The sequence below is a fragment of the Streptomyces sp. So13.3 genome (assembly GCF_005860785.2).
Classification (GTDB): Bacteria; Actinomycetota; Actinomycetes; order Streptomycetales; family Streptomycetaceae; genus Actinacidiphila; species Actinacidiphila fildesensis.
Window position 1 is genome coordinate 7,526,717 of record NZ_CP048835.1, and the last position, 24,548, is coordinate 7,551,264.

Consider the following 24,548-nt stretch of genomic DNA (forward strand, 5'->3'; position numbering starts at 1 on the left):
CGGGCTCGGCTTCCCGAGCCTGCCCCGCGGCCGTCGGGGATGTGCCTGACAGGGATGTCCGGACGATCCCCCTCGTCCTCCGGGGGAAGCAGGCGGGCGGCGTAGGGTCGGGCGGGTGACGACGAATCCATTCTTCAGCCCGAGCCCGCTTCCGTACGAGCTGCCGCCGTTCGCCGAGATCCGCGACGAGCACTATCTCCCGGCGTTCGAGCGAGGTCTCGCGGAGCAGCTGGAAGAGGTCGCGGCGGTGGCGGGCAGCCAGGAGCCGCCCACCTTCGAGAACACCATCGTGGCGCTGGAGCGATCCGGGGCCCTGCTGCGGCGCGTCAGAAACGTGTTCTTCAACCAGTCCTCGGCCGACACCAACCCGGCCGTGCAGGAACTGGAAGCGCAGCTCAACCCGCGGCTCGCCGCGCACAGCGATGCGATCCACCTGGACGCCGGACTGTTCGCCCGCGTCGCGTCGCTCCACGACGACCGCGCCGAACTCGGTCTGGACGCGGAGTCGTTGCGGCTGCTGGAGCGGTATCACACCACCTTCCTGCGGGCCGGCGCCCAGCTCTCCCCCGAGGACCAGCAGCGGCTGCGTGAGCTGAACGCCGAACTCGCCACCGCCGCCACCTCCTTCCAGCAGAACGTCTTCGACGACACCCGCGACGCGGCCCTGGTGCTGGACGGCCCGGAGGAGCTCGCCGGGCTGTCGGAGGACGCCATCTCGACCGCCGCCGAGAACGGCCGGGCCCGCGGGCACGACGGCAAGTACGTCATCAGCCTGAAGAACTTCTCCAACCAGACGGAGCTCGCCTCCCTCGACAACCGCGAGGTCCGCGAGCGGCTCCTGGAGCGCTCGCTGGGCCGCGGCGCCAAGGGCAACGGCAAGCTCGCCGTCCGCATGGCGACGCTCCGCGCCGAACGGGCCGCGCTGCTCGGGTACGACAGCCACGCCGCGTACGTCGTCGCCGACCAGACGGCGCTGACCACCGACGCCGTCACCGGCATGTTGCACCGGCTCGTCCCGCCGGCCGTCGCCATGGCCGAGCGGGAGGCCGCCGCACTGGCCGCGGTGAGCGACACCGGCCCCATCCAGGCCTGGGACTGGGCTTACCGCTCACAGCAGGTGCGCAAGGAGCGGTACGCCTTCGACGCCGCCGTCATGCGCCCCTACTTCGAGGCCGACCGGGTCCTGCACGACGGGGTGTTCTTCGCCGCCTCGCAGGTCTACGGGCTGCGATTCACCGAGCGCACCGACCTCGTCGGCTACCACCCCGACGTCCGGGTCTTCGAGGTGTCCGAGGAGGACGGGACGCCGCTGGGCCTCTACCTCGCCGACCTCTTCGCGCGCGGTTCCAAGCGCGGCGGGGCCTGGATGAACGCGCTGGTCGGCCAGTCGGGACTGTTCGGCACCCGCCCGGTCGTGGTGAACAACCTCAACATCGCCAAGCCCGCCCCCGGTGAGCCGGCGCTCCTGACCTTCGCCGAGGTCAACACGCTCTTCCACGAGTTCGGGCACGCGCTGCACGGGCTGTTCTCCGACGTCCAGTACCCGTTCTTCGCCGGGACCGCGGTCCCCAGGGACTTCGTCGAGTACCCGTCCCAGGTCAACGAGATGTGGGCGCTGCGGCCCGAGGTGCTCGCCAACTACGCCAAGCACCACGAGACCGGCGAGCCGCTGCCGGCCGAGCTCATCGAGCGGATGGCGGAGGCCGACGCGTTCGGCCAGGGCTTCAGGACCGTCGAGTACTTGGGCGCCGCGCTGCTCGACTGGGCCTGGCACACGATCGCGGCCGGCAGCGACCCGGGCGACGCCCAGGCGTTCGAGGCCGAGGCGCTCAAGGTGGCCGGGATCGCCGTCCCCGCGATCCCGCCGCGCTACCGGTCGACGTACTTCTCCCACGTCTTCTCGAACGGCTACAGCGCGGGCTACTACTCCTACATCTGGAGCGAGGTCCTGGACGCGGACACCGTCGACTGGTTCGAGGAGAACGGCGGCATGCGCCGGGCGAACGGTGACGCCTTCCGGCGGGAACTGCTCTCCAAGGGCGGCAGCGTGGACTCCCTCACCACCTACCGCAACTTCCGCGGCCGCGACCCGAAGATCGAGCCGCTGCTGGTGCGCCGGGGGCTGCTGCCCGCCTAGGGCCCGCGGTCGCCGTCAGACGGCCGCTCCCGTCGCCCGCCGGGCGTAGGCGCGTACGTCGGCGTCGGTGTCGTCCGCGGCGGCGGCCAGGGCCGCAAGGACAGGTCCCGGGCCGCCGCCGTGCGGGAGCAGCGCCAGGACGACGGCCTTGCGGACGTCGGCGTGCGGGTCGCGGACGGCGGCCAGCAGGGCGGGCAGCGCGAGCGCGGGATCCGCGGCGCCCAGCGCGGCGGCGGCGCCCCGGCGGACCTGCCAGGCCGGGTCATCGAGGGCGGCCGCCGCCGCCGAGTCCAGCGGCGGCGGGCAGCACGCCCCCGCCAGCGCCTCCAGGGCGGCGGCCCGTACCAGCGGATCCCCGTCCTGGATCAGCCCCTTCAGCGTGGGCAGCGGCCCGTCGGCCGTCCCCGGGCCCTTGGCCACCGCGACCCGCACCTCGCGGGAGGGATCGGCGGCGGCGCGCGCCAGGACGTCGACGGCGTCGACCGACAGCAGGGCGCGGACGGTCTCGATCCGCACCTCGATGTCCGGGTCGTCCAGCGTGCCGCCGAACAGCGCAACGTTGGTCCGCCCGTAGCCGGCGGCGGCGCGCGGCGGCCACCGGTGCGGTGTGCTCACGGGTGCGCTCGGCGGGCATCGGGCTCTCCGGTCTGAGGTTTGCGGGCTGGTCCGGTTTGCGGTCTGGGGTCTGCGGTTCGGTGGCCGTGGCGTCGGTGCGCCGCGTTCCCAGGGACCATACCGAGGGTCGGGTCGAAGTGGTGCTGCCGTTGTGTTGCGCCACCAATCGGCCGGTGTGAACGCCCTTGACCTGCACGTTTGATAGTCGTGGCGGAAGATCTGCCACCGCGCGGCGCAATGAAAACGGGGTGCGGGGGAGGTGGCACGCGGGGCAGGATGCGGCATGAGCTGGCACACGACACACGATCTCGACGCGTTCCTGACGGCCGCGAGCGGCTTCCTGCGGGCACGCGCGGTCGAGAACACCGTACTGATCACCGTCGCCGAAGGGCTGCGGCACCGCGGCCTCGACGCGTACGGGGAGACCCCGCCGCTGTTCGGCTGGTGGCAGGACGCCGGCGGGACCGTCGCCGCCGCCTTCCTGCAGACCTCGCCGATGCCGCCGCTCCTGACCGAGGCGCCGCCGCAGGCCCTCGCGGAACTGGCGGGCGTGTGGGACGGGATGGGGCGCGCGCTGACCGGCATCCGGGGGGAACGGGACACGGCCGTGGCCTTCGCCGATGCCTGGCGGTCCCGTACCGGAGCGGCGGCCGAACTCGACAAGAACCTGCGGCTGTTCCGGCTCGGAGAGCTGGCACCGCCGGAACCCGCCCCGGCCGGCCGCGCCAGAACCGCGGGTACGGGCGACCGGGAGCTGTTGGCGGAGTGGTACGAGGCCTTCGCCGCCGAGATCGAGGAGCAGGGCCTGAACGCCGACACGTTCGTCGACGACCGCCTCAGCCATGGCGGCGTCACGGTGTGGGAGGTCGACGGCGCTCCCGTGGCGATGGCCGGAATCACCCGTCCGCTCGCGGGGATGGTCCGCGTCGTCGCCGTCTACACCCCGCCGGGGCACCGGGGCCGCGGCTACGCGGCCGGGGTGACCGCCGCGGTCAGCGGGGCAGCTCGCGACGCGGGAGTGGACGAGGTGCTGCTCTTCACCGACCTCGCCAACCCCACCAGCAACGCGCTCTACCGGCGGCTCGGCTACCTGCCGGTGCAGGACCATGTCGCGCTGACCTACGGTCCGGTGGTGGAATGACACCTCCGAGCCGAGGCGGCACGCTGTGAACCGGACCGACCGGCTGTACGCCCTGGTCGAGGAGTTGCGCGCGGTCGCACCCCGCCCGCGCAGCGCCCGGTGGCTCGCGGAGCGCTTCGAGGTGAGCAGCCGCACCATCGAACGCGACCTGAGCGCGCTGCAGCAGTCCGGCGTGCCGATCTACGCGGAACCGGGCCGCACCGGCGGATACGTCCTGGACAAGGAGCAGACGCTCCCGCCGCTGACCATCACCCCGGCGGAGGCGACCGCCCTCGCGGTGGGTCTGCACGCGCTGGACGGCACGCCCTTCGCCGGAGCCGCGCGCAGCGCGCTGCAGAAGGTGCTGGCCGTCATGCCCGCCCGGGAGCGCGCCGCGACCGGCGAGTTCGCCGACCGCGTGCACGTACTGGCCCGGGACGAACGGCGCGCCACCGTTCCGCGCGTCCTGCAGGACGCGCTCGCCAGCCGCCGCGTGCTGCGGCTCGCGTACGAGGACCGGGAGGGCGTGGCCAGCGAGCGGCTGGTGGAGCCGCTCGGGTTCCTCGGCGGCGAGCAGTGGTACCTCATCGCCTGGTGCCGGCTGCGTGAGGCGGTGCGCGGGTTCCGGATGGACCGGATCCAGGCGGTGCGGGCGCTGGACGAGACGGCGCCGCCGCGCCGGATCGACCGCACCGAGCTGGATGCGCTGGGCTGGGAGCTGATCGGTCTCGAGGGCTTCGCGGACCTGGTCGACGCTCTTCCCGGCAAGTCCAGTCCGGCGGCACTTCGTCAGCGCAACCTCGTCAACGCACGTCGTAGACGCACGTCGTAAACACCGACAGGATGGTGTCGCCGGCCCCTTCGAAGATGGTGATCACACCGAGAAGGAAGGCACGGACATGACCGTCGACCTGCACACCAGCACCACTGAGACCGCCGGCACCAATGGAACCATCGACACCACCGGCACCGATTTCCGTCAGCTCGGCACCGGACTCTTCGAGGACTGGACGGACGTGTGGAACGGCGACCTCGCCATCGCCGACCGCATCCTCACCCCCGGTTTCCGTATCCACTTCGGCAACGCCATTCCGCAGGCGGACACCGACGCCCTGCGCGGCCCCGGAGGACTCGTCCCGTTCGTCGTCGCCCACCGCGAGGCCAAGCCAGGCTTGGTCTACCGCATGCACGGCGTTCCGCTCGTGGACCTCACCGCCACGGCCGGCGGCGGTCCGGCGGGCCAGGTCTGCTGCCGCTGGAGCGCCACCCGTCCCGATCCGGACGGCGCGGGTGAGATCACGGTGAGCGGCATCGACACTCTGGCCGTTTCCGACGGCCTGATCACCGATGTGTGGTCGGTGAGCGGGAGCCGCCGCTTCGGGACGGACGCCTGACAAGGCAGAATTGGCAGGGTGACATCGACTGACCGCCCACCTGCTGGAGGTGCCGTGACCGGTTCCCGCCTCACCGCACTGCGACCTGCTGCTTTCGGCGCCGATCCGGTCGGCGCGCGACTGGAGCGGATCCTCGCGTCACCCAACTACGCCGACGGCGTCTTCCAGAACCCGGTGGGTGCCCGCTCCACGCCCAGCGGGGGTCTGCTCAAGGCGCTGCCCGGCAACATGCGCAAGGAGGCGCGGGCGCTGCGCAGGCCCGCCGCCCCCGTGCCGGTCCATCCGACGACGCTCGCCGACCTTGCGGCGCCGCCGGCGTCGGGGCTGCGGCTGACCTGGATGGGCCACTCGACGGTGCTGGCGGAGATCGACGGCCGCCGTGTGCTCTTCGACCCGGTGTGGGGTGACCGCTGCTCGCCGTTCGCCTTCGCCGGGCCCAAGCGGGTGCACCCGGTGCCGGTCCCGTTGAAGTCGCTCGGCACGGTGGACGTGGTGGTCATCTCGCACGACCACTACGACCACCTCGACATGCCCACCATCCAGGCGCTGGTCGGCACGGACACCGTCTTCGCCGTTCCGCTCGGCGTCGGCGCCCACCTGGAGCACTGGGGCATCGACCCCAAGCGGCTGCACGAACTGGACTGGAACGAGTCGACCGAGGTGGACGGTCTGACCCTGACCGCGACCCCGGCCCGGCACTTCTGCGGCCGCGGCCTGCGCGGCCGCCAGCAGACCCTGTGGGCGTCCTGGGTGGTGGCGAGCGGTGACCACCGGATCTATCACAGCGGCGACACGGGGTACTTCCCCGGCTTCGCCGAGATCGGCGCGCAGCACGGCCCGTTCGACGCGACGATGATCCAGATCGGCGCCTACAGCGAGTTCTGGCCCGACATCCACATGACGCCCGCGGAAGGCATGCAGGCGCACGTGGACCTGTCCGGCGGCACGCCCCACGGAGCGATGCTGCCCATCCACTGGGGCACGTTCAACCTCGCCCCGCACCCGTGGGCCGACCCCGCCGAGGGCACGCTCGCGGCGGCCAGGGAGCTGGGTGCGAAGATCGCCACCCCGCGTCCCGGCGCGCCGTTCGAGCCCTCGGCCGACCTCCCGGACGACTGGTGGTGGCGCTCGGTCGCCGTACCGCCGGCGGGCGGCTGGCCGCAGTACGCGACTCCGGCCGCCGACGCGGCACCGGACGCCTCGGATGCCGTATCCGAGGCCTCGGACACCGCGACCAATGGTGCTGACGACACGGGCGGTGCCGACGGTGCCGAGGACTACGAGGTGGCGCGTCCCAGGTAGGTGAGCGGCCCCGGGTCCGGTACCGCGATCTCATGGAAGCCCATGCGGTCGTAGAAGTACCGGGCCCGGACGTTCGCCGTGGCCATCCCCAGATGGACCGACCCGACGCCCGCCGCGGCCAGCGCTCCGAGGAACGTCTCCATCAGCGCCCGCCCGTGGCCCGCCCCCTGGTGGCCGGGGAGCAGATCGATGTGCAGATGTGCCGGATACGGCGCCAGCTCCGGCACGAGCATCCGCTCCGGCCGGTGCAGCAGGTCGACCATCGTTCCGTGCGGGGTGGCCGGCACCGGACCGGTGAGCTCCGGGTAGCGGTCCGCCACCTCCGGCAGCCATTCGCTGCGGAACCGTTTCACGAAGGCGGCGGTGTCGGCCGTCCCCAGGATGTAGCCGACCGCGCTGCCCTGCCCGTCGTCGACCACGAAGGTCAGCTCCGGCTCCAGCCGCGCGTACGGGGCCGCGAAGATCGTCCCCAGCAGATCGTGGTCGGGATAGTACGGCCGGGCGTCCTCGCCCTCCTGGCCGGTGCGTACGCAGATGTCGTAGAGCGCGGGCAGGTCCGTGGGGCGGTAGGGCCGGATCATGTGGTCTCCAGGGCGCCGAACGTGAAGGAGAAGGTCACCGGGGCAGCGGTGAGCCAGTACTGCGGCAGGGCCCCGGGCCCGCAGGACCCGCTGCCGATGCCTTGCTGCCCATGGTCCAGATTGAGCCAGATCGTCTCGGACGGCGTGAGGTCGTAGGTGTGCTCGGCCGTGTCGAGCTGCTCCCCGGTCCAGCGCCGCGCGGTGAACCAGAAGTCCGGGTCGCCGGTGATCAGCAGCCCCTGCCCGTCCTCGCGGCGCAGCCGCGCCCAGCGGACATCGGCCCGCGCGCCGTTCTCCTGCGGCCTGACGTAGGGCGTCTGCAGCGCGTCGACGGTGCTCGTGTACCGCCCGATCCGGGACGCGGCCCGGGTGTCGGGATATGCCTCGCCGGGACCGCCGCCGAACCATTCGACGCCGTTGAGGCTGCCGCAGACGCCCAGGCGCAGCCCGATCCGCGGCAGCGGGACGGTCCACTCGCCCTCCGGGGTGACGTCCACGGTGAGCCGCAGCCGATCGTCTGTCGCGGTCCAGGTGAAGACGGTGCGCAGGCCCAGGTCCCCGGCCGCCGGTGCGACCCGGGTGGTGACGGTCAGTGCGTCGGCGCCGATGGTGACCCCGTCGAGCCGGTGTCGCATCCGGTGCAGGCCCGCCTCCCGCCACCGCCGGTCCAGCTGGATGTCGGGGTGCCGGCCGGAACCCGCGTCGTTGTCGGTCGGTGCACGCCACACGTCCAGCCGCGGCGCTCCGGCGATCTGGAAGTGCTCCAGGTACTTGAGCGCGCCGGTGACGGCGTCGAACGTGCCGGGCCCGAGCAGCACGACGCCGCCCTCGGCACGGCGCGGCGCCTTGATGCGTGCGGCTTCTCTATGGGCGGCTTCGGCCGGGGCCGCTGAGGTCGGGGCCTCGGTGGTCGGGACCTCGGTGGTCGGGGTTGTGGGGGCCGCGGGTGCCGCTGCGGCGAACTGGCCCCAGGCCACCTCGTGCCCGGCCGGTGCCCAGCCGGTGTCGTCGGCCAGCGCCGCCCGCACCGTCCACCAGGCTTCACCTTCACCTGCCGGTGAGCCGGACCCGCCGCCGGGTGCCCGGGGCAGCTTCAGCTCCGCAGTCGCGCCGGGTGCGAGCACCGGGACCTCCAGATCACCGGAGTCGACTGCCTCGCCCTCCACCTCGTACGTCCACCGGAAGGACAGCGACGACAGATCGGCGAAGTCGTACCCGTTGGTGATCCGGACGATGCCGGCCGCGCCGTCCCCGTCGATCCTGACCGGCTCGATGACCTTCTTGTACTCGATCAGACCGGGAGAGGGAGTGCGGTCGGGGAACACCAGCCCGTCGCAGACGAAGTTGCCGTCGTGCAGTTCCTCGCCGAAGTCGCCGCCGTAGGCGAAGAACTCCACACCGGAGCGGGTGCGCTGCCGCAGCCCGTGGTCGATCCACTCCCAGACGAATCCGCCCTGGCAGCGCTCGTGCGCCTCGAAGAGCCGCTGGTACTCGCTCAGCCCGCCGGGACCGTTGCCCATGGCGTGCGCGTACTCGCACAGAAGGAACGGCAGGGCGCGGCGCTTCGCATCCAACTGGGCATCAGGAAGGGGGAGTTCGGTGCGGCGCCCGATGAGTTCGACTTCGGCGTGGTCGGCGTACATCCGTGAGTACACATCGGTGTCCGCGCAGGACGGATCGCCCTCGTAGTGGATCGGACGGTCCGGATCGCGGTCGCGGATCCACGACGCCATCGCCGACAGACCGCGACCGGTCCCGCACTCGTTGCCCAGCGACCACATCACGACGGACGGATGGTTCTTGTCGCGCTCGACCATGCGCGCGGCCCGGTCCAGCAGCGCGGGCGTCCAGCGCTCGTCGTCGACCGGATTGCCGCGCCAGCCGATCACTTCGAAGCCGTGGGTCTCCAGATCGCACTCGTCGACGATCCACATCCCCAACTCGTCGCAGAGGTCCAGAAAAGCCGGATGCGGCGGGTAGTGGCTGGTGCGGACGGCGTTGATGTTGTGCCGCTTCATCAGCACCAGGTCCTGCCGCATCGTCTCCAGATCCAGCACCCGGCCGTGGTCGGGGTGGAACTCGTGCCGGTTGACGCCCCGCAGGAGGATCCGGCGGCCGTTGACCTTGAACACCCCGTCCTCGACGGCCACCGTCCGGAAGCCGATCCTGAGCGGGATCCGCTCGCCCTCCGTGGCCAGTTCGGCGTCGTACAGGCGCGGTATCTCGGCGGACCACGGCTCGACGGGCACGGTCGCGTTCTCCCCGGTCGCCAGATCCAGGCCGAGCTCCGGGACGCTGACGCTGCCGCCGGGCTCGCAGTCGACGCGCAGCGTTCCGGTGCCGGTGGTGTGGTCGTAGTCGGCATGCACGAAGAAGTCCGCGACCGATCCCTCCGGCCGCTCGATCAGCGTCACCTCCCGGAAGATCCCCGGGAGCCACCACATGTCCTGGTCCTCCAGATAACTGCCGGACGACCACTGGTGGACGCGCACCGCCAGTACGTTCCCGCGCGGTCGCAGCAGCTCCCCGACCTCGAACTCCACCGGCAGCCGGCTGCCCTTGAACGTGCCCAGCTCCGCACCGTTGAGCCACACCCGCGCGCACGACTCCACACCGTCGAAGCGCAGCAGCGCCGCCCCGCCCGGCCAGTCGTCCGGCAGATCGAAGGAGCGTCGGTGGTCGCCCGTCGGGTTCTCGGTCGGAACCCGCGGCGGATCGACGGGGAACGGGTACACCACGTTCGTGTACGCGGGCGAACCCTGTCCCTGCAGCGGCCAGTGCGCGGGCACCGGCAGCAGATCCCAGCGGGTGGCGTCGAACTCCGGCCGGGCGAAGTCGTCACCGTGCGCGTCGGCGGTCCCCGACAGCCGGAACCGCCACGCCCCGTTCAGACTCACGTACCGCGCGTCCGACGTACTCCACCAGGCCCGCGGCGGCAACGCGCCGCTGCCGGGGGAGGGGTCCTCGTAGTAGGGGACAGCCGCGGGACGCAGCGCCTCGTGCATGGGAGTTGCTCCTCACCTGGACGACACCGGACTTCGACATTATCGACATCAATGACAACGGACATGCACGACCCGGGGCATGGACCCCCGCGCCGACCGGCATGGCCCCCGCCGACCGCCGACCGCCGACCGCCGACCGCCGACCGCCGAACCGAGGGCACAGGGCCAGCCTGCCCCCTCGGTCGGCGGCAGCGGAACCCGATGGTGAAATCGGCGGGCCGGGCGGCCGAGCCGGACGGGGTGGGATGGACGGGGTGGGGTGGATGGCGGGTCAGACCGTGAGCGCCGTTCCGTCGGGGAACGAGACACGTACGCCGTCGCCGCCGTCACCCTCGAGGACGGTCACGGCGACCGCTTCGCGCAGCGCCCGCGGATGGACCGTGTCGCCCGACAGCGCGACGAGGGTGACGTGGACGCTGCTCCCGCCGGGGTGCGGTCGGGAGCTCAGGCACGGGGCGGCCGAGTGCGGGCCGAACGCGTTCGCCTCCACCTCACGGTGCACCGCGGCGGACCCGTCGCCGTCCTCGTCCCAGCCGTACAGACCGACCAGCGCGCTGGAGAGGCCGTCCGCGGTACGGGCACACGCCCACCCCCGGCCGCTCTCGCCCCGTGGCGGCTCGGTCCCCGCGACCGCGTAACCGCCCTCCCGGACCGTCACCCCGGCCGGGGCTTCGACGCGGTGCACGCGCACTTCCCACGGCCCGTGCAGAACGCTCGTCGTCTCGATCCGGTACTCCGCGGTACCCGGGTCCGTTCCGGGATCGTGGGCGGCAGAACCGGTTCCGGACCCGGTTCCGGACCCGCCGTCGGCCGGGGCGCCGTCGCCCGCCGGGAAAGTGACGGTGTGCCAGGAGGACGCGGTCCGGCCCGCCGCCGTCAGCGGGTGGATCCGTCCCCGGTGGGAGGGCGTGCCGTCGGGGGAGACCAGCGCGAGGTGGCTGTCGACACGGTGCCGCCAGGCGTGCGGGGCGGCGTTCGGCGCGGTGTGCGTGGTGTAGCCGAGCTGGGCGTAGTGCGGGTCGTCCGCGCCGCCGGACGGTTCGAAGCCGTAGTGGTCGCTGCCGTGGTTGACCAGCCGGACGATCCCGTCGTGCTTCGTGCCGTGCAGCAGCCAGCCGGGTGCGGGCAGCGCCGTGTACTGGTCGGCCTCCTCGACCGGGAGCGCGAGCTCCCGCTCGGTCCACACGGGGTGGTCGGCGGGCAGCAGCAGTCCTAGGAAGCCCTTGCTCGCCCAGTACGGGGACCCGGGGCCCGAGTACCCCTGCGTGCTGGGAAGGAACGGCTCGTGCCAGCCGAGCGACAGCAGCCCGCGCTCGTCGGGCACCCCGCGCTCCACGAAGTGCCGCAGCACCCCGGAGGCGAGCCGCCGCGTCACCCCCGGCTCCAGCGGGGTCGCGTCGGTGAGCGCCCCCATCCACACCGGGGCGACGGAGGCGAATCGGTACGTCAGCGAACGTCCCTGGTGGACCGGGGCGCCGTCGCCGCTGAAGAAGTGCGGGTAGGTCGCCAGGAACTGGGACAGCCGTTCCTTGTAGACCTTGGCGCGCCCGCCGTCCGGTTCACCCGCGATCCGCGCCCACAGCAGTGGGTACAGATGCATCGCCCAGCCGATGTAGTAGTCGAAGTTGCGGCCGTCCCCGTCGCTGTACCAGCCGTCGCCGACGTACCAGTCCTCGATACGGTCCAGCCCGCCGTCGATGTCGGACTGGCTGAACGGCGCGCCGACGGAAGCCAGGAACTGCTCGGACACCACCTGGAAGAGCCGCCAGTTGTTGTCGTGGGTGCGGCGCCCGACGAAACCGGAGAACCAGTCGACGACCCGCGCCTGGACCCGTTCGTCGAGCCGGTCCCATATCCACGGGCGCGTCTCGTGCAGCGCGATCGCCACCGACGCCGCCTCGACCATCTGCTGCGAGCAGTCGGTCAGCGCGGGCCAGGTCTCACCGCTGTCCGGATCGGTACCGGCCGTGAGCCCGGCGGCGTACCGCTCGATGAGCCGCGTATCCACCTCCCCGCCGGCCCCCGCGATCCGGAACGCGGCCAGCAGGAAGGAGCGCGCATAGCCCTCCAGCCCGTCGGACACCACCCCCGACCAGCTGTTGCGGCCGGGCAGCCGGTACTGCGCGAAGCCGGGGGAGGCGTACGGCACCAGCCCGTCGAGCATCCGGTCCGCCACCGCCTCCCAGTGCGCGCGGGTCCAGCCGGTGCGAGGTGAACGCACGCGGTCGGTGGGGGGCAGCGTGAGGAACGGGGGCAAGGTCACATCAGCTCCGAGGTGAGGTGTTGACCGAGATAGTAAGCGGTTACTAGGTTGAGGCCAACCCTATTCACCGACTGCGGATCGCGGTCGGAAAGTGGGTCTGTCCTTCGTCTGTCCTTCCGTTCTCGCTCCTCCCGTCGCTCCCGTTCCTGCCCGGCTCGCGCGGGGCGCCTTCCGAAGGGACCGCCCATGACCAGTTCCCAGCCGCCGGGCGGTCCGGCCTGCGGCGCGCATCCCGCGAACGCCCCGGCTCCCGCCATGCATCCTGCAAACGCCCCGGGCGCCGGCGCCCCGTTCCCCGCAAACGCTCCTGCGCTGCCCCAGCGGCCGGACGACGACCTCCGCATCGGCGTCATCGGACTGGGCCTGCGCGGCAGCCTCGCCGAAACCGCGCACCGGCCCGGGGCGGGAGCGCGCGTCATCGCCGTCGCCGACCTCGACCCCGCCGTCCGCGCCGAGGCGGCAACCCGCTTCCCGGGCGCGGCCGTGACCGACGACTACCGTGCGATCCTCGGCTCCGCCGACATCGACGCGGTCCTCGTCCTCACGCCCGACCACACCCACGCCGACCTCGCCTGCGAGGCGCTGCGCGCCGGCAAGCCCGTCCTCGTCGAGAAGCCGCTGGACATCACCGTCGAGCGCTGCGACGCGATCCTGCGCACGGCGTACGAGACCGGCACCCGTCTCTATGTCGGCCACAACATGCGGCACATGCCCGTCGTCCGGCTCATGCGCGACCTCATCACCCGCGGGGACATCGGCGAGGTCAAGACCGTCTGGGTACGGCACTTCGTCGGTCACGGCGGCGACTTCTACTTCAAGGACTGGCACGCCGAGCGCCGGTACACCACCGGTCTGCTGCTGCAGAAGGCCGCGCACGACCTCGACGTCCTGCACTGGCTCGCCGGCGGGTACACCCGCCAGGTCCAGGCGCTCGGCGACCTCATGGTCTACGGCGCGCCGGACGCCGACCGCCGCGCCCCTGGCGAGCCCAAGGCCGCCGGCTGGCTCGACGACGACAACTGGCCGCCGCGCTCCCAGCGGGATCTCAACCCCGTGATCGACGTCGAGGACGTCTCGCTCGTCAATCTGCGCCTCGACAACGGCGTCCTCGCCGCCTACCAGCAGTGCCACTTCACCCCCGACTACTGGCGCAACTACACCGTCATCGGCGATGCCGGCCGTCTGGAGAACTTCGGCGACGGGCCCGGAGCGGTGGTCAAGGTCTGGAACGCGCGCCGCTCCGGGCACCGCCCGGAGGCCGACGCCGTCCACCCCGTCCCGGATCTCCAGGACGACGCCTTCCACGGCGGCGCCGACCCGCTCCTCATCGACGAATTCCTGCGCTTCGCGCGCGACGGCGGACCCACCGACACCGCACCCGTCGCGGCCCGTATGGCGGTCGCCGCCGGAGCCCAGGCCACCGCCTCGCTCCGCGACGGCGGCACCCCGCGCACCGTCCCGCCGCTCGACGCCGCCCTGGCCGCGTACTTCGCCGCGCACCAGTCCCGTCCATACCGGCCCGGTCCAGGCCAGCCCCCGAGCACCAACTCCCATGCGGTGCTTGACGATTGATGTCGGCCGCTGGGATCATCCCCCACCGGGAACCAGGGGTACTGGATCGGTCACGGTGGGTATAGGGGCAACGGGTATGCGGATGAACGGACTTACGGGCGTGGGATTTGTTGCCGCCGAACCGATTCCGGGCCTCAAGGGGCCATGGGCCTTCGTTCTCATCGCGGTGGTCGTCATCATCATCGCCGTGATCGCGGTGCTGCCCCTGATCATCGACGTCCGCCGGGCCACCGCGTGGCGCCAGCAGCTCACCGACGAGCTGATCGGCCAGGCGGCCACGAGCAGCGACGTCCGTGAACTGCTGCGCGACCTGCGCGAACCGCGCGGGGTGCGCGGTCTGACCCGCAGCATCATCGCCGTACTGATCCTCGCCCTCGTCAGCTTCGCCCTGGCGGTCGCGATGCTCTCCTCGGGCGGCGACTCCGGCGACCTGCGCAAGACCATCGTCACGTCGCTGATGACGGTGCTCGCCACCGTCGCAGGCTTCTACTTCGGCTCGCTCGGCGCCCAGAACAGCGCCGACGACGCCGTCCGCCGCGCGAACCGCACGCGAGCCCGGCCCGCGGACCCGGCCGGCCCGCAGACCGGCGACGACGTCCGCCCGCCCGCCCCGGAGCCGCCGGTCGCGCCCGCTCCGCCTGGCGCACCCGATCCGAAGGTGCTGACGGAGCCGGGAGGTACGCCGGTCCCGGCCCCACGGGAAACACCCTGAGCAGGTGTCTCCGCCACCGTCATCGTCACCGCCCCCGCATCCACGGTGGGAGGGCCGGGCAGGTGTTGGTGCAGGTGATGGTGCCGGGCATCAGTAGTCCGCCGTCGTCCTCGTCATTGCTGCCACCGGCGAAGTCCAGCTCACCCGACCCACGGCCAGTGCGCGTCTCGTCGGGAACGCCTCGGGTGTTGCAGCCGTCCCGGCAGCGGCCGCATGGCCCGGAACATACCGACGCAAACAGAAAGTCTCCGCCCTATACGGTCTGATTACGGCGCGTCGGTGCCCGCCTGGTTCGCCTTCACCCAATCGGCGTGGTCCTGCCAGGCATACAGATCGGTGCCCTTGAGCACCACGTTGTAGGCCCCGCACGCCGCGGTCCCCTCCTTGTCCGTGCCCTTCGGGAACCAGTCGGCCCTGAGGTGCGCCCGCCCGCTGCCCGCGCCTTGCTTGCAGCCCGCCGGCAGCTTCCCGTCGGCGAGCGTCGCCTTCAGCAGCCGGTCGCCGCCCGTGGTCGACATCCGGTACTTCACGGCCGTCGCCTCGTCCGGCAGCCAGCGCGGAACCGAGTCCCGGGACTTCTTGGCCTCGCTGCCCGAGGAGTACTCGGCCTCCGCCAGGTGGCGCCCCTGGTACCAGTCCACAACCTGCGGCATGGTGAGCGCCGCCGCCACGAGGAGGCCGAGGCCGCCGACGGCGAGTCCGAGGACGACGGGCTTCTTGGTGGCCATGCGGCGGGGTCCTTCCCTGGGTGACGCCCTGGGTATCGGGCTCTTCCTGCCCATCCTGGCGGCCGCGAACCGCCAACGGATCGCCCGCGAGAAGGGTTGGAACCCCCCTCTTGAGACTGACGGTCGTCAGCCACGAGAGGTACACCTTGGTCAGGCGGCGAACGCAGAAGCGACCCGGTGCGGAAGCCCGCACCGGGTCGCAGCCAGGGGCCGAATACAGATCACAGCAGTTCAGAGACCTGCGAAGGCCGATCGGAGATCGGCCGGACGCCTGTCCGATATCTCTAGGACATTCGTCAGAGCTTGCGCCACCGCGCCATGGCGAACGAGAACGCGCCGAAGAGGGCGAGCCCCACCGCGATGGCCACCAGGAGCCAGGGCCCGGCCGGCGTCTCCCGGAAGGACCGCAGCGTGTCGTCGAGCCCCTTGGCCTGGTCCGGGTCGTACTTCACGGCCGCCGCCACGGCGAACCCGCCGGCCGTCGCGAAGACGACGCCCCGGCAGACCCCGCCGGCGACCCCCAGGAACTCGACCACCTGACGCGTCCGCCGGGACATCTCGCCGACCTTCAGATGCTTACGGAACTTCCGCTGCCAGGCCCGGACCACGATCCACAGACCGGCCGCGGCGAGCGCCACCCCGGCGATGCCCACCAGCCACTGGCCCAGGGGCAGGTCCAGCACCTTCGCCGTCCAGTCCTTCGACTGCCGGTCGCTCGATCCGCCCTGGCTTGCGCCCTCGGAGGCGGTCCTCGCCAGCGCGAAAGCGATCACCGAATACGCGGCCAGCCCGTAGAACACGAAGCGCCCGCCCGAGGCGAGCCGCTTCGACGTCTTGTGCCCGTCGGGCCCGGCGGCCCCGAAGAGCGCCTCGGACAGCCGCCACAGCGCCATGCCCACCAGCCCGAGCCCGACCACCCACACCATGACCTTGCCGAACGGCTGCCCGGCGATCTGCTCGACGGCGCCGCCGCGGTCGGCCTGCTTCCCGTTCCCACCCAAGGCGACCTGGATCGCCAGCGCGCCGATCAGTACGTAGATCACGCCGCGCGTGGCGATCCCCCACCGTGCCGCCCACTCGACCGCACTACCGCCTGCCGCGGCCCGGCCCGCAGTCCTGGCCCGCCGTATCGAAGCATCCACGCCCGACCTCCCTCGTCGGACGGGCGTCTGCCCCGGCCCCCACCCCGGAAACGCCCGCCCGCCCGCGGCGGCCCGGCCTCAGACACCGTCCACCCGGAACGGATCATGCTCCGCGAGCAGCTTGTCCAGCCGCGCCTGATCCACCCGGCTGACCACCTGCCCCACCTCCTGCCGGTCCCGCACACACTTGGCCAGCGTGAACGCCGAGGTCACCAAATACATCAGCCCCACCCCCAGAAACGCCCGCACCCAAGCCCCGACCGGCAGGTACGCCACCCCCAGCCCCATGCTCCCCAGCGCGATCCCGAACGAAATGGCCGCCTGCGCGAAGTACGCCGCCGTCGTCTGCTGCTGAATCGGATTCGTCATGCCCCCAGCCTGAACAACTGTGGCCCACGCCACATGAGTACACCTACTCAAACTTCCCCCCACCCCCCTCCCCACCAAGATCGCCCCACCGACCCAAAGGCGTGAGCAGACACCGCCCCAAGTGCGGTATTGTTCTCATGCGCGGTCAGCCCGGGGAAACAACCCCAGAACGACCGAGCACCGGGACGTGGCGCAGCTTGGTAGCGCACTTGACTGGGGGTCAAGGGGTCGCAGGTTCAAATCCTGTCGTCCCGACGGTGCTGAAAGGCCCGCTGGCTGGGAGAAATCCCAGGTCAGCGGGCCTTTTGCATTGCTCTGACTAGGCGTCAAAGTGACAGCCCATCAGATGCTTGGGGACCAGCTGGGGACGGTGCTGAGGAAGAAACCCCTGATCAGGCCCTGTTTGCTTGGGGGCCATGATCGCGAATGGTTGCTCCTGCATTGTCCGGTTTCTACAAGACCCGCAGGGTCGCGGCGAGCGGGTCCGAGGGCCCGGGCGCTCCGGCCAGGTGGGCGCTGAGCGATCGTCCGGCGGCGACGATGGCTTGTAGGTCGGGGTGGAGGTAGGGCTGGGTGGTGAGCAGCGAGCCGTGGCCGGCGATGAGCCGCAGGACGTGCAGTGGCACCCCGGCGTCGGCCATCCACGTCAGCCCGGTGTGGCGCAGGCTGTGACGGCGCAGCTTTTCGTGACCCAAGGAGCTGACGACCGCGTCCCAGTGGGTGGCATCGCGCAGGACGGCGGTGGTGATGCGTCCGCCGCGCGGGCCGGTGAACAGCCGGGCGTCGGGGTCGGGGCCGGCGGCCAGCAGGCGTTGCGCGATCAGGGGCCGTACTTCTTCGATGAGGGGGACGCGGCGGGCCGCTTTGCCCTTGGTGCCTTTGTCGGCGAGCCCGCCGGGGGAGGGGGTGGTCTGGCGGCGCACGGTCCAGATCCAGTTGACCGGGTCGATGTCCTTGACCCGCACGCCGGATGCCTCGCCGATGCGGGCGGCGGTGCAGGCCATGAAGATCACCACGCTGCCCCATCCGGCGAAGTTCCCGTGGGAACGTGCCACCAGCGCCGCGGCCAGGGCGGTGAGCGCCGCCCAGTCGGGCAGGGCCAAGGTGCGGGGGTCGTCGAGTTCGTCCTCGGCCTGCTTGTAGGCCGACTGCCAGCCCACGATGCGCGCGGGGTTGCGCGCGATGATGCCGTCCCGCACGGCCTGCTCCATCACCCGCACCAGGACTGCCAGGCTGTTCTTGACCGTGGAGCGCCCGCACTCGTCCGCGATCCACCCGTACACGCTGCGGTCCACCGCACCGTTGCTGATCATCGCGACCGGGATGTGGCCCAGGCTGGGCACCACTCGTAGTCGCCACCCCGCCAGATAGGGGTCGGTGGTCTTGGCCTCCAAGCCGCGCAGGGCGAGCGGCATGTTGGCGTTCCCGAAGTCGGCCAGCGACTGATTGGACCGGGTCGGGTCGATCCCGCGCAGGGCTGCGGCCAACAGCGCGTCGATCCACTCCTGGGCTTCCTCGGCACTGGCCCGGGCTTCCGACAGGGACCGGCGTTTGCCGGTATGGGGATCGGTCCAGCGCACGCGCGCCCGGTAGGGAAACGGCCGGTTCGCACGGTGCTCGATATCGGCCGACAACGCCACGGCGATCGGCAATTGCTCTATGTAGGGCATCAGACCGCCTGCGCGGGGTCGATGCGGCGACCAGCCAGCCACCGTTCGACATCGCCGGCGCCGTACATCACCACCCGCTCCGACAGGCGAACGAAAGGCGGTCCCTGCGGGGGCCGGGCAGTCCTCCATCGACGGACCGAGGAGGCGTCGACCCGCAGCAGACGCGCTATCTCCCCGGTCGTGTACCACCCCCCGGCCAGTGGGACGGGCGATGGCTCGATATTCATGGAACGGACATTTTCGGTCGTCGGTGCTTTAGGGTGCATGGACTTCCCGGGGGTTGGAGGGCAGGGTTGGGTTTGGCAACCGGACGCGGATTTCGGGATGCTGCGGGGAGGAGAAGTGTTCAGGGCGCCGGGCTCTGCTCGGGCAAGACACAACATTAAACAGAAGGCGCGCGAAGTCCAGCCCAATCGTTGCTAGTTCTCCAACGGAGAACACCGGTACCGGCCAGCGCCCCCTTAACAGTTCCAAGAAAGGCCCGAGGAAAAGTTTGCTTCAGTTATTGCTGGTCGCACTTCTCTGGATTCCTCGATTGCTTCCGGAACCGCTCTCGCCGCCGTGGGCATGGTGTAGGTGCTACTGACTGCACTCCGTGTTTAGGGGCGTCGTCGGAGTCCTTGCGAGGTTGAGTGGCGTCGAACCACTAATGATCCGCAGTATCACCGGTTTGGCTAACCGGCGATCCCCGGCTATGTTGCGCTGCCTCGAAGGGGTTGGGCGCACAACTACACGAGCGAGCCGCCACAGTTCAGGGGACGGCCGAGGTCGCACGGCACCTCGTGGACTGTCCTGGGGCGCGGAAGAGGCATCGGCCATCACGGCCGCTGCTGTGCTGCCGCCGGTACGGGCTGCCGAACAGTCCGAGGAGGACTCCGCCTGAGGATCACTGCACCGCAACGGGCCGGAACGAAAACCGCGTCCGGGCCACGATGGACCAGCTGGCTCCTGCGTGGGGCGAAAATCCGAACGGCGGCAAATGCGACATCAAGATCATCGCCGCGAAGCCGCTGTCGACGCACCGTCTTCGACGGCGCCCACCCCAATGCCCACCTTCGCAACGAGTCCATACAGCGCCTGCAGTCGCTCCAGGCCGCCGGAGACTCTCCCGACTCGAGAGACGCCCAGATCGCGGCTCAAAGGGAGGTGAAGAAGCTCAAGGTCCGACTCGCTCGCCCAATTGAACAGCGCCATCGAGGATCTTGCCGTCCTCCGGACCCGGGCCCTCGCCCGTCTGGCGGCCCCACACGAGAGGGGTCCGTGCCAGAGGGAGACCTCGGGACGTACGTCGTGAAGTTGTCCAGCTGACGGCTTTGACCTGGAGTGATGACGCTGAACAGGGCTCTGGCCTGGGCGGATCCGTCTTTCTGGATCTTTCAGACTCGTGCCCGGTTGTGCAGCTAATTCTCCCTACGCGCTCCCCAGGGCCGCTCGCACTCCCCGGATTCTCCCCAGATGGTCTGCCGTAGGAGGATCGCCTGCCCCGTCTGGCAGTACGGGTGTGTGAGTCGTGCCGATTCGCATTGCGTAAGCGCCCAGAAGAGATGTCGGCATTCGCCCGGTCAGATGTCGCGGAAGAGACTTGGGAGCGCGGTGACCTGCCACGATGAGCGGCTGATGGCCACTGACCTGCGCGAATGACCTTTCGGCTATTTCACGTTCGTGCCGGTTGATGAGGCCAGAAGTCCCAGGAAAGTCCCAGGGGGACTTCCACTGCTGACGGGTGCCTTTCGGTTCTATAGGGCAGGACGGGCTCGTCGAACGGCCCCGTTTCCAGCGAGGGCGGCGGAGCCTAGATGTCGAGTGACTGGCGTTCGCCAATCGTTGCGGGAATAGCTCCGGCTACCAGACGGGCAGCCAGGGCGACCGTGGTACCGAGCGTCAGTGAGGCGAGGGCCACCATCAGGGCGGCGACATGCACGGCACCGGCCAGGACGGCTAGGACAACTCATGTCGCGCCCGTGGCGGGTGGTCGGATCGGGTCGCACGGCGGTGCGGCGTGCGGGCCCGCCCCGCAGATGATCGGCTGCTCGCCGGATCGTGTTCCGGCCCGTCCAGGGGGGTCTGGCTGATGCACTGTCTGCTCTTCCCGCTGCCTGGGAAGGGCGGCGCCGCAGGCGACCCGCACCGTTACCCCCCGTTGCCACGACGCGGTCAAGGCCATCCGAACCCGACCGTGGCGGAGGCGGCGGGCAGAGACTTCCGCTACCCAGCGCCCCCGCTCGGCCTGCGTGCACCTCACACCTCAGTCGGGCAGCCGCCAAGATCCCGACGTGGGGTGAGTGATACTGCGACCAGCCATCTCAGGGTGTGGAGGTGGCAGCCAGGCGCAGCCTTGATGCTCCATAGACAGATTCTCCCCATTTCAAACATTGAGCCGCGCCAAGAGGCAGGGCCTCTAGGTAGAGCGTGGAGATGCTTATGAGGAGACCGCGGAAGAGGACCGGGGACATGGCGGAGCAGTTTGGAGAGGTCCACGTGCTCCGGACTAATGGAAGACTCCATTGAAGGGCACCACACCACGGGCTGGCGGCGAAAGCCACTCCGCAGGTCCGGCATTGATTTCGTGCTGCTGAGCGGCAGCGCTGTCGCCGCCCACGGAAACGCCCATTAGTGCCAGTATGAGAATTGGTGAAATCGCCGACCGCCAAGAGCGCCATACTGCAGTCGACGACCATACGGTGACGGTGGAGGGGATTCCGTAGTCCAAGTCCAGTGCCGGTCGTGCGTCGCCGCTCACCCGGGCAGCTCCGGCTCCTTGGTGGCTCACCCAGAGAGCCGGACCACCGGCTACTGTCCGCGCTTAAGTGCTGGTCGGGCCGGGATCAGGGCGAGGAACTGATCCTCCGCCGTGGAGCCTGGCAGGCAGCGGCCGGGGTTCTAGTGATAGCCGCCGCACTGGCACGGGCCGCCGGACTGGCAGCCGCACCCGCAACTGGCGCTGCAACCGCAGGTGCGCAGGACCGGCAGCCGAGCAGGTTGCGTGCGGATGGAGGTGGACGGGGCGGTGCTGTGCGGGAGATGCGTCATGGGGCCTCCTCGACAGACATGCCTGTATCGCCAGTGAAGCCAGTGCGTCACGAACCGTCAAGGTAGGGAACCGGTCCGGGATAGCGACTCTTGACCCGTACGAGCAGGCCCCAGGCCCCAGTGGCCGTTCGCCGTCTACTTCGGTGTGCTGATTCGCCGGGTGTGACGCGTCATCAGGAGTGCGGTGGTGGTGATGATGGCGAGGATTTGGGCGGCGACGCTGAGCTTCTTGTCGGTGGACCAGATGGGTTCGTACATGTCGGGGAGCGGGCCGAGGGCCCCGACGTCGACGTAGCGGTACAGCAGGATCGCTGCGAGTCCGCCTGCCGCGACGAGCCAGCCGAAGGCGTCACCCAGCGGCCGGCGCCAGGCGACGATCAGCAGAGCCGCCAGGGACGCCAGGCCCGCTTCGACGCGGAACAGGGCGCCCTGGCTGATCGTGGCGCTGACTGCGTCGTACTGATCGGCGAGCTTGGCGTGGATGTAGGCGTCGATGGCCAGGCCCGCTGCGGCGGCGACCCGGCATACCCAGCCAGCGATGCGGAGAGCGTTGCCGGACGTTGCGGCAGATGCCATGGTTCCGACTCCTTGTGTTCTGAGGCGATAGCCGGCCATACCCTGGTCCGGCCCGGCCCGGCTCAGCGGACGGTGAGGGTGCCCTTCATGTATTGGTGGATGTTGCAGATGTAGCTGTAGTTCCCCGCTGTCGCGGGGGCTTTGAACGTTGCGGACTTGCCGCCGGCGATCGTGCCGGTGTCGAACGCCTTGCCGTCGGTGGCTGTGGCGGTGTGCGGGGTCTTGTCCTCGTTGAGCACCGTGACCACCGTGCCCGGTGCGACTGTCAGCGCGGCTGGGCTGAACAGGAAGTCCTTGATGACGATGCGTCCTGCCCCGCTTGCGGTGGTTCCCGCGGGAGTTGAGGCCGGCGCCGTCGAGGAGGACGATCCGCTGCTACTGGAGCAGCCCGTCAGTGCGAGCAGCGCGCAGATGACGCTCGCGGCGCCCAGGCGTCCACGGTGGGGTCGTACTCGGTTGGTCATCATCTATGGGACCCATCCATTCGACAGGAGCACTCGACACAGGAATAGCGATACCGGGGAGGTGGTGCGCCCCGGACTCCGAGAGTCAAGGGGTCCGGGGCGCACCACGCAGGATCAGATCGTCAGCAGGGTGGTGCTGGCGGCCTTGTCGACGGGCAGGAAGTCGTCCGGGACGGGGTACTGGCCCAGAACGTAGTGCAGGATCGCGGCGTGCATCGCCTCGACGGGGGCGATGGTGGCGGCGGTGCTGATCCCGGCGGGGCTGGTGACGTTGTAGGTCGCGAACAGGTACGTCTGCGCGGCCTGGTCCTCCAACTGCAGGGCCAGTTTGGCGACGGCGCCCACGTCGGTGGCCTTGCCGAGGGCGGCGGTGACGTCTGCCTGGTTGGACAGGGGGACGTTGGTGATGGCGGGCTTGCCGGCGCCGGTCAGGACCGCGTTCCAGGCTTTGGCGTGGTCGGCGTGCTGGGCCATCGCGGTGGTGACGAACGTCGCCACCGCGGGGGGCACGGTGCCGAGCTTGCCCGCCTTGGCTGCGGCCAGGGTCGCTTGGTAGGCGCCCACGGCCTGGTTCTCCAGCGCGGTGGCCAGCGCGACGACCTTCAGGTCCCCGGTGTACTGGCCGCTGCCGGATGCCGCTCCGGAGGACGACGGCGACGCCGACGAGCCAGACTTCTTGTCGCTGCTGGAGCAGGCCGCCAGGGCCATGGCGGCCGCGACACCTCCGGCGCCGAGCAGGAAGCGGCGGCGCCCCAGGTTCGTTCGCTCCGCTGTGCGGATCTCCTCGGCCAGGTCGACGGCGCCGGCCCGCATGGCGGGCAGCGTCTCGCGGTGGGCTTCGTCCATGTCGCGGGTCAGTCGGGTGAGTTGCTGCTCGCTGATCTGCAGTTCCCAGCCGTCGTGTGCAGTGCTCACTTCACGGCTCCTTCGGAGATCGGCGAGGCGTTCTTGGTCGGGTAGAAGGCGTCGGGGAACCCGACGCTGCCGGCGGCGGCGGGCAGTTTGGCCGCGTCCGTGGGGATGGCGATGAGGTCGGGGAGGTTTCCGGCCAGCAGCGCCTGGACGGCCAGCAGTGTCGCACGGTGCTGAGCCTCGACCGGGGCGACCGAGGCGAAGAGCTTGCGCAGTTGTGCGTCGCTGACCTGGCCGACGTTCTTGGTGTAGGTCTGGGCGGCGACGTCCTCCAGCGTGATCGCCAGCGCGACCACGTCGGCCGGAGTTTTGATGGTGGGCAGGGCTTCCTTGACCACGGCCGCGTACTTGGGGTCCGGGCCGGTCTGGGCCTTGCCGCCCGCCTGGGTGGCGGCGGCGTTGAACGCCTTGGCGTGGGCCTGGTGCTGGGTGGTGGTCTTGGCGATGAACGCCGCGACCGTCTTGTTGCCGTCCTTGATGAACGGCAGCCCCGCAGCGGTCTGGTAGACGCTGATGGCCAGATTCTCCAGAGACGCCGCGGTCTGCAGCGCCATGATGTCGTCCGCGGTGGTGGCCGAGGCCCGCACGGAGGACAGCACTGCCGCTGCCCCCGCCACACCGGCGAGCGTCCCCGACCGCTGCCACCAACGACGCGACCGGGGTGCGGTGACATCGGCGAAGTCGTCCAACGCACTGCCGGTGATCCGCAGCGCGTCGCTGTTCAGGTCCTGTGACTGCTCGGTGAGCTCTTCCAGCAGCCGGGTGTCGATGCGCTCTACGCCCATCACGCCCCATCTCTCACATCTCACGGCACCGGCGCGATCGCAGGCGCTCCCACCCAACCTTCGGTGCCGCAAGCCGCTTGGATTGCCGTCCGCCACGCAAACGGGCGAAGGGATCATCCTCACGGGTGAACGCGTCTACTATCAGCTGACGATGCCGGCCGGTACAGCGAG

General features: G+C 70.6%; 19 protein-coding genes and 1 tRNA gene. 8 read left to right on the forward strand and 12 right to left on the reverse strand.

Annotation, left to right across the window (positions count from 1 at the left end; translation table 11 throughout):
* The first annotated feature begins 115 nt into the window (after positions 1-115).
* A complete protein-coding gene (locus tag C8250_RS33740) occupies positions 116-2,137 on the forward strand; it encodes a M3 family metallopeptidase (protein WP_138358264.1) in 2,022 nt (673 codons plus the stop codon).
* Between the two features lie 15 nt (positions 2,138-2,152).
* Here the strand turns inward: C8250_RS33740 and C8250_RS43880 are convergent, their stop codons facing one another.
* Positions 2,153-2,752, reverse strand: coding sequence for a HEAT repeat domain-containing protein (locus C8250_RS43880; RefSeq protein WP_269287685.1), 600 nt, complete (start codon positions 2,750-2,752; stop codon positions 2,153-2,155).
* Positions 2,753-3,035: 283 nt separating this feature from the next.
* Between C8250_RS43880 and C8250_RS33750 the strand changes: the two genes are divergently transcribed.
* From C8250_RS33750 to C8250_RS33765, 4 genes are all read left to right on the forward strand, one after another.
* Complete coding sequence (locus C8250_RS33750) at positions 3,036-3,893, forward strand: GNAT family N-acetyltransferase (protein WP_138358268.1); 858 nt, start codon at positions 3,036-3,038, stop codon at positions 3,891-3,893.
* Between the two features lie 25 nt (positions 3,894-3,918).
* Complete coding sequence (locus C8250_RS33755; RefSeq protein ID WP_138358270.1) at positions 3,919-4,704, forward strand: YafY family protein; 786 nt, start codon at positions 3,919-3,921, stop codon at positions 4,702-4,704.
* A 67-nt stretch (positions 4,705-4,771) separates the two neighbouring features.
* Positions 4,772-5,266 (forward strand): nuclear transport factor 2 family protein, encoded by a 495-nt coding sequence (locus C8250_RS33760; RefSeq protein WP_138358272.1) that lies wholly within the window; start codon positions 4,772-4,774, stop codon positions 5,264-5,266.
* 54 nt (positions 5,267-5,320) lie between these two features.
* The gene (locus C8250_RS33765) at positions 5,321-6,568 is read left to right on the forward strand and encodes an MBL fold metallo-hydrolase (protein WP_138358274.1); all 1,248 of its coding nucleotides are present in this window, start codon (positions 5,321-5,323) and stop codon (positions 6,566-6,568) included.
* Here C8250_RS33765 and C8250_RS33770 read toward each other — a convergent pair.
* The 3 genes from C8250_RS33770 to C8250_RS33780 form a co-directional block, all read right to left on the reverse strand.
* Positions 6,544-7,149 (reverse strand): GNAT family N-acetyltransferase, encoded by a 606-nt coding sequence (locus C8250_RS33770; protein WP_138358276.1) that lies wholly within the window; start codon positions 7,147-7,149, stop codon positions 6,544-6,546. The two genes, C8250_RS33765 and C8250_RS33770, sit on opposite strands and share 25 nt — an antisense overlap.
* Positions 7,146-10,154, reverse strand: a complete 3,009-nt coding sequence (locus tag C8250_RS33775; protein WP_138358278.1) for a glycoside hydrolase family 2 TIM barrel-domain containing protein — start codon at positions 10,152-10,154, stop codon at positions 7,146-7,148. Before C8250_RS33775 ends, C8250_RS33770 begins: the two co-directional genes overlap by 4 nt.
* 271 nt (positions 10,155-10,425) lie before the next feature.
* Positions 10,426-12,417, reverse strand: coding sequence for a DUF2264 domain-containing protein (locus C8250_RS33780; protein WP_138358280.1), 1,992 nt, complete (start codon positions 12,415-12,417; stop codon positions 10,426-10,428).
* 186 nt (positions 12,418-12,603) lie between these two features.
* Between C8250_RS33780 and C8250_RS33785 the strand changes: the two genes are divergently transcribed.
* Positions 12,604-13,989, forward strand: a complete 1,386-nt coding sequence (locus C8250_RS33785; protein ID WP_244809513.1) for a Gfo/Idh/MocA family oxidoreductase — start codon at positions 12,604-12,606, stop codon at positions 13,987-13,989.
* Between the two features lie 100 nt (positions 13,990-14,089).
* Complete coding sequence (locus tag C8250_RS33790) at positions 14,090-14,701, forward strand: hypothetical protein (RefSeq protein ID WP_138358282.1); 612 nt, start codon at positions 14,090-14,092, stop codon at positions 14,699-14,701.
* A 266-nt stretch (positions 14,702-14,967) separates the two neighbouring features.
* On the opposite strand, the gene C8250_RS33795 is transcribed toward C8250_RS33790, so the two are convergent.
* From C8250_RS33795 to C8250_RS33805, 3 genes are all read right to left on the reverse strand, one after another.
* Complete coding sequence (locus C8250_RS33795) at positions 14,968-15,429, reverse strand: hypothetical protein (RefSeq protein WP_138358284.1); 462 nt, start codon at positions 15,427-15,429, stop codon at positions 14,968-14,970.
* 296 nt (positions 15,430-15,725) lie between these two features.
* Positions 15,726-16,571 (reverse strand): DUF1206 domain-containing protein, encoded by an 846-nt coding sequence (locus tag C8250_RS33800; RefSeq protein ID WP_187145073.1) that lies wholly within the window; start codon positions 16,569-16,571, stop codon positions 15,726-15,728.
* Positions 16,572-16,649: 78 nt separating this feature from the next.
* Positions 16,650-16,940: a YiaA/YiaB family inner membrane protein gene (locus C8250_RS33805; RefSeq protein ID WP_138358286.1), complete on the reverse strand. Its 291-nt coding sequence runs from the start codon at positions 16,938-16,940 to the stop codon at positions 16,650-16,652.
* Positions 16,941-17,121: 181 nt separating this feature from the next.
* Between C8250_RS33805 and C8250_RS33810 the strand changes: the two genes are divergently transcribed.
* Positions 17,122-17,195, forward strand: a tRNA-Pro gene (locus C8250_RS33810).
* Positions 17,196-17,392: 197 nt separating this feature from the next.
* On the opposite strand, the gene C8250_RS33815 is transcribed toward C8250_RS33810, so the two are convergent.
* The 5 genes from C8250_RS33815 to C8250_RS33835 form a co-directional block, all read right to left on the reverse strand.
* A complete protein-coding gene (locus tag C8250_RS33815; RefSeq protein ID WP_187145074.1) occupies positions 17,393-18,610 on the reverse strand; it encodes a site-specific integrase in 1,218 nt (405 codons plus the stop codon).
* Positions 18,611-21,775: 3,165 nt separating this feature from the next.
* Positions 21,776-22,216, reverse strand: coding sequence for a hypothetical protein (locus C8250_RS33820; protein ID WP_138359523.1), 441 nt, complete (start codon positions 22,214-22,216; stop codon positions 21,776-21,778).
* Between the two features lie 62 nt (positions 22,217-22,278).
* Positions 22,279-22,683, reverse strand: a complete 405-nt coding sequence (locus tag C8250_RS33825) for a cupredoxin domain-containing protein (RefSeq protein ID WP_232486297.1) — start codon at positions 22,681-22,683, stop codon at positions 22,279-22,281.
* 111 nt (positions 22,684-22,794) lie between these two features.
* Positions 22,795-23,595 carry a ferritin-like domain-containing protein gene (locus tag C8250_RS33830; protein WP_244809514.1) on the reverse strand — a complete coding sequence of 267 codons (801 nt, stop codon included), beginning with the start codon at positions 23,593-23,595 and terminating at the stop codon, positions 22,795-22,797.
* Entirely contained in the window at positions 23,592-24,377 is a 786-nt protein-coding gene (locus C8250_RS33835; protein ID WP_187145075.1) for a ferritin-like domain-containing protein, read from the reverse strand. The genes C8250_RS33830 and C8250_RS33835 overlap by 4 nt, the downstream gene beginning before the upstream one ends.
* Positions 24,378-24,548 lie beyond the last annotated feature (171 nt).

Excerpts from the sequence above, each read along its gene's own strand:
- C8250_RS33760 (WP_138358272.1), top strand. The coding sequence starts at position 4,772 with ATGACCGTCGACCTGCACACCAGCACCACTGAGACCGCCGGCACCAAT.
- C8250_RS33825 (WP_232486297.1), bottom strand. The coding sequence starts at position 22,683 with ATGATGACCAACCGAGTACGACCCCACCGTGGACGCCTGGGCGCCGCG.
- C8250_RS33785 (WP_244809513.1), top strand. The coding sequence starts at position 12,604 with ATGACCAGTTCCCAGCCGCCGGGCGGTCCGGCCTGCGGCGCGCATCCC.
- C8250_RS33750 (WP_138358268.1), top strand. The coding sequence starts at position 3,036 with ATGAGCTGGCACACGACACACGATCTCGACGCGTTCCTGACGGCCGCG.
- C8250_RS33820 (WP_138359523.1), bottom strand. The coding sequence starts at position 22,216 with ATGGCATCTGCCGCAACGTCCGGCAACGCTCTCCGCATCGCTGGCTGG.
- C8250_RS33835 (WP_187145075.1), bottom strand. The coding sequence starts at position 24,377 with ATGGGCGTAGAGCGCATCGACACCCGGCTGCTGGAAGAGCTCACCGAG.
- C8250_RS33805 (WP_138358286.1), bottom strand. The coding sequence starts at position 16,940 with ATGACGAATCCGATTCAGCAGCAGACGACGGCGGCGTACTTCGCGCAG.
- C8250_RS33770 (WP_138358276.1), bottom strand. The coding sequence starts at position 7,149 with ATGATCCGGCCCTACCGCCCCACGGACCTGCCCGCGCTCTACGACATC.
- C8250_RS33775 (WP_138358278.1), bottom strand. The coding sequence starts at position 10,154 with ATGCACGAGGCGCTGCGTCCCGCGGCTGTCCCCTACTACGAGGACCCC.
- C8250_RS33795 (WP_138358284.1), bottom strand. The coding sequence starts at position 15,429 with ATGGCCACCAAGAAGCCCGTCGTCCTCGGACTCGCCGTCGGCGGCCTC.
- C8250_RS33815 (WP_187145074.1), bottom strand. The coding sequence starts at position 18,610 with ATGCCCTACATAGAGCAATTGCCGATCGCCGTGGCGTTGTCGGCCGAT.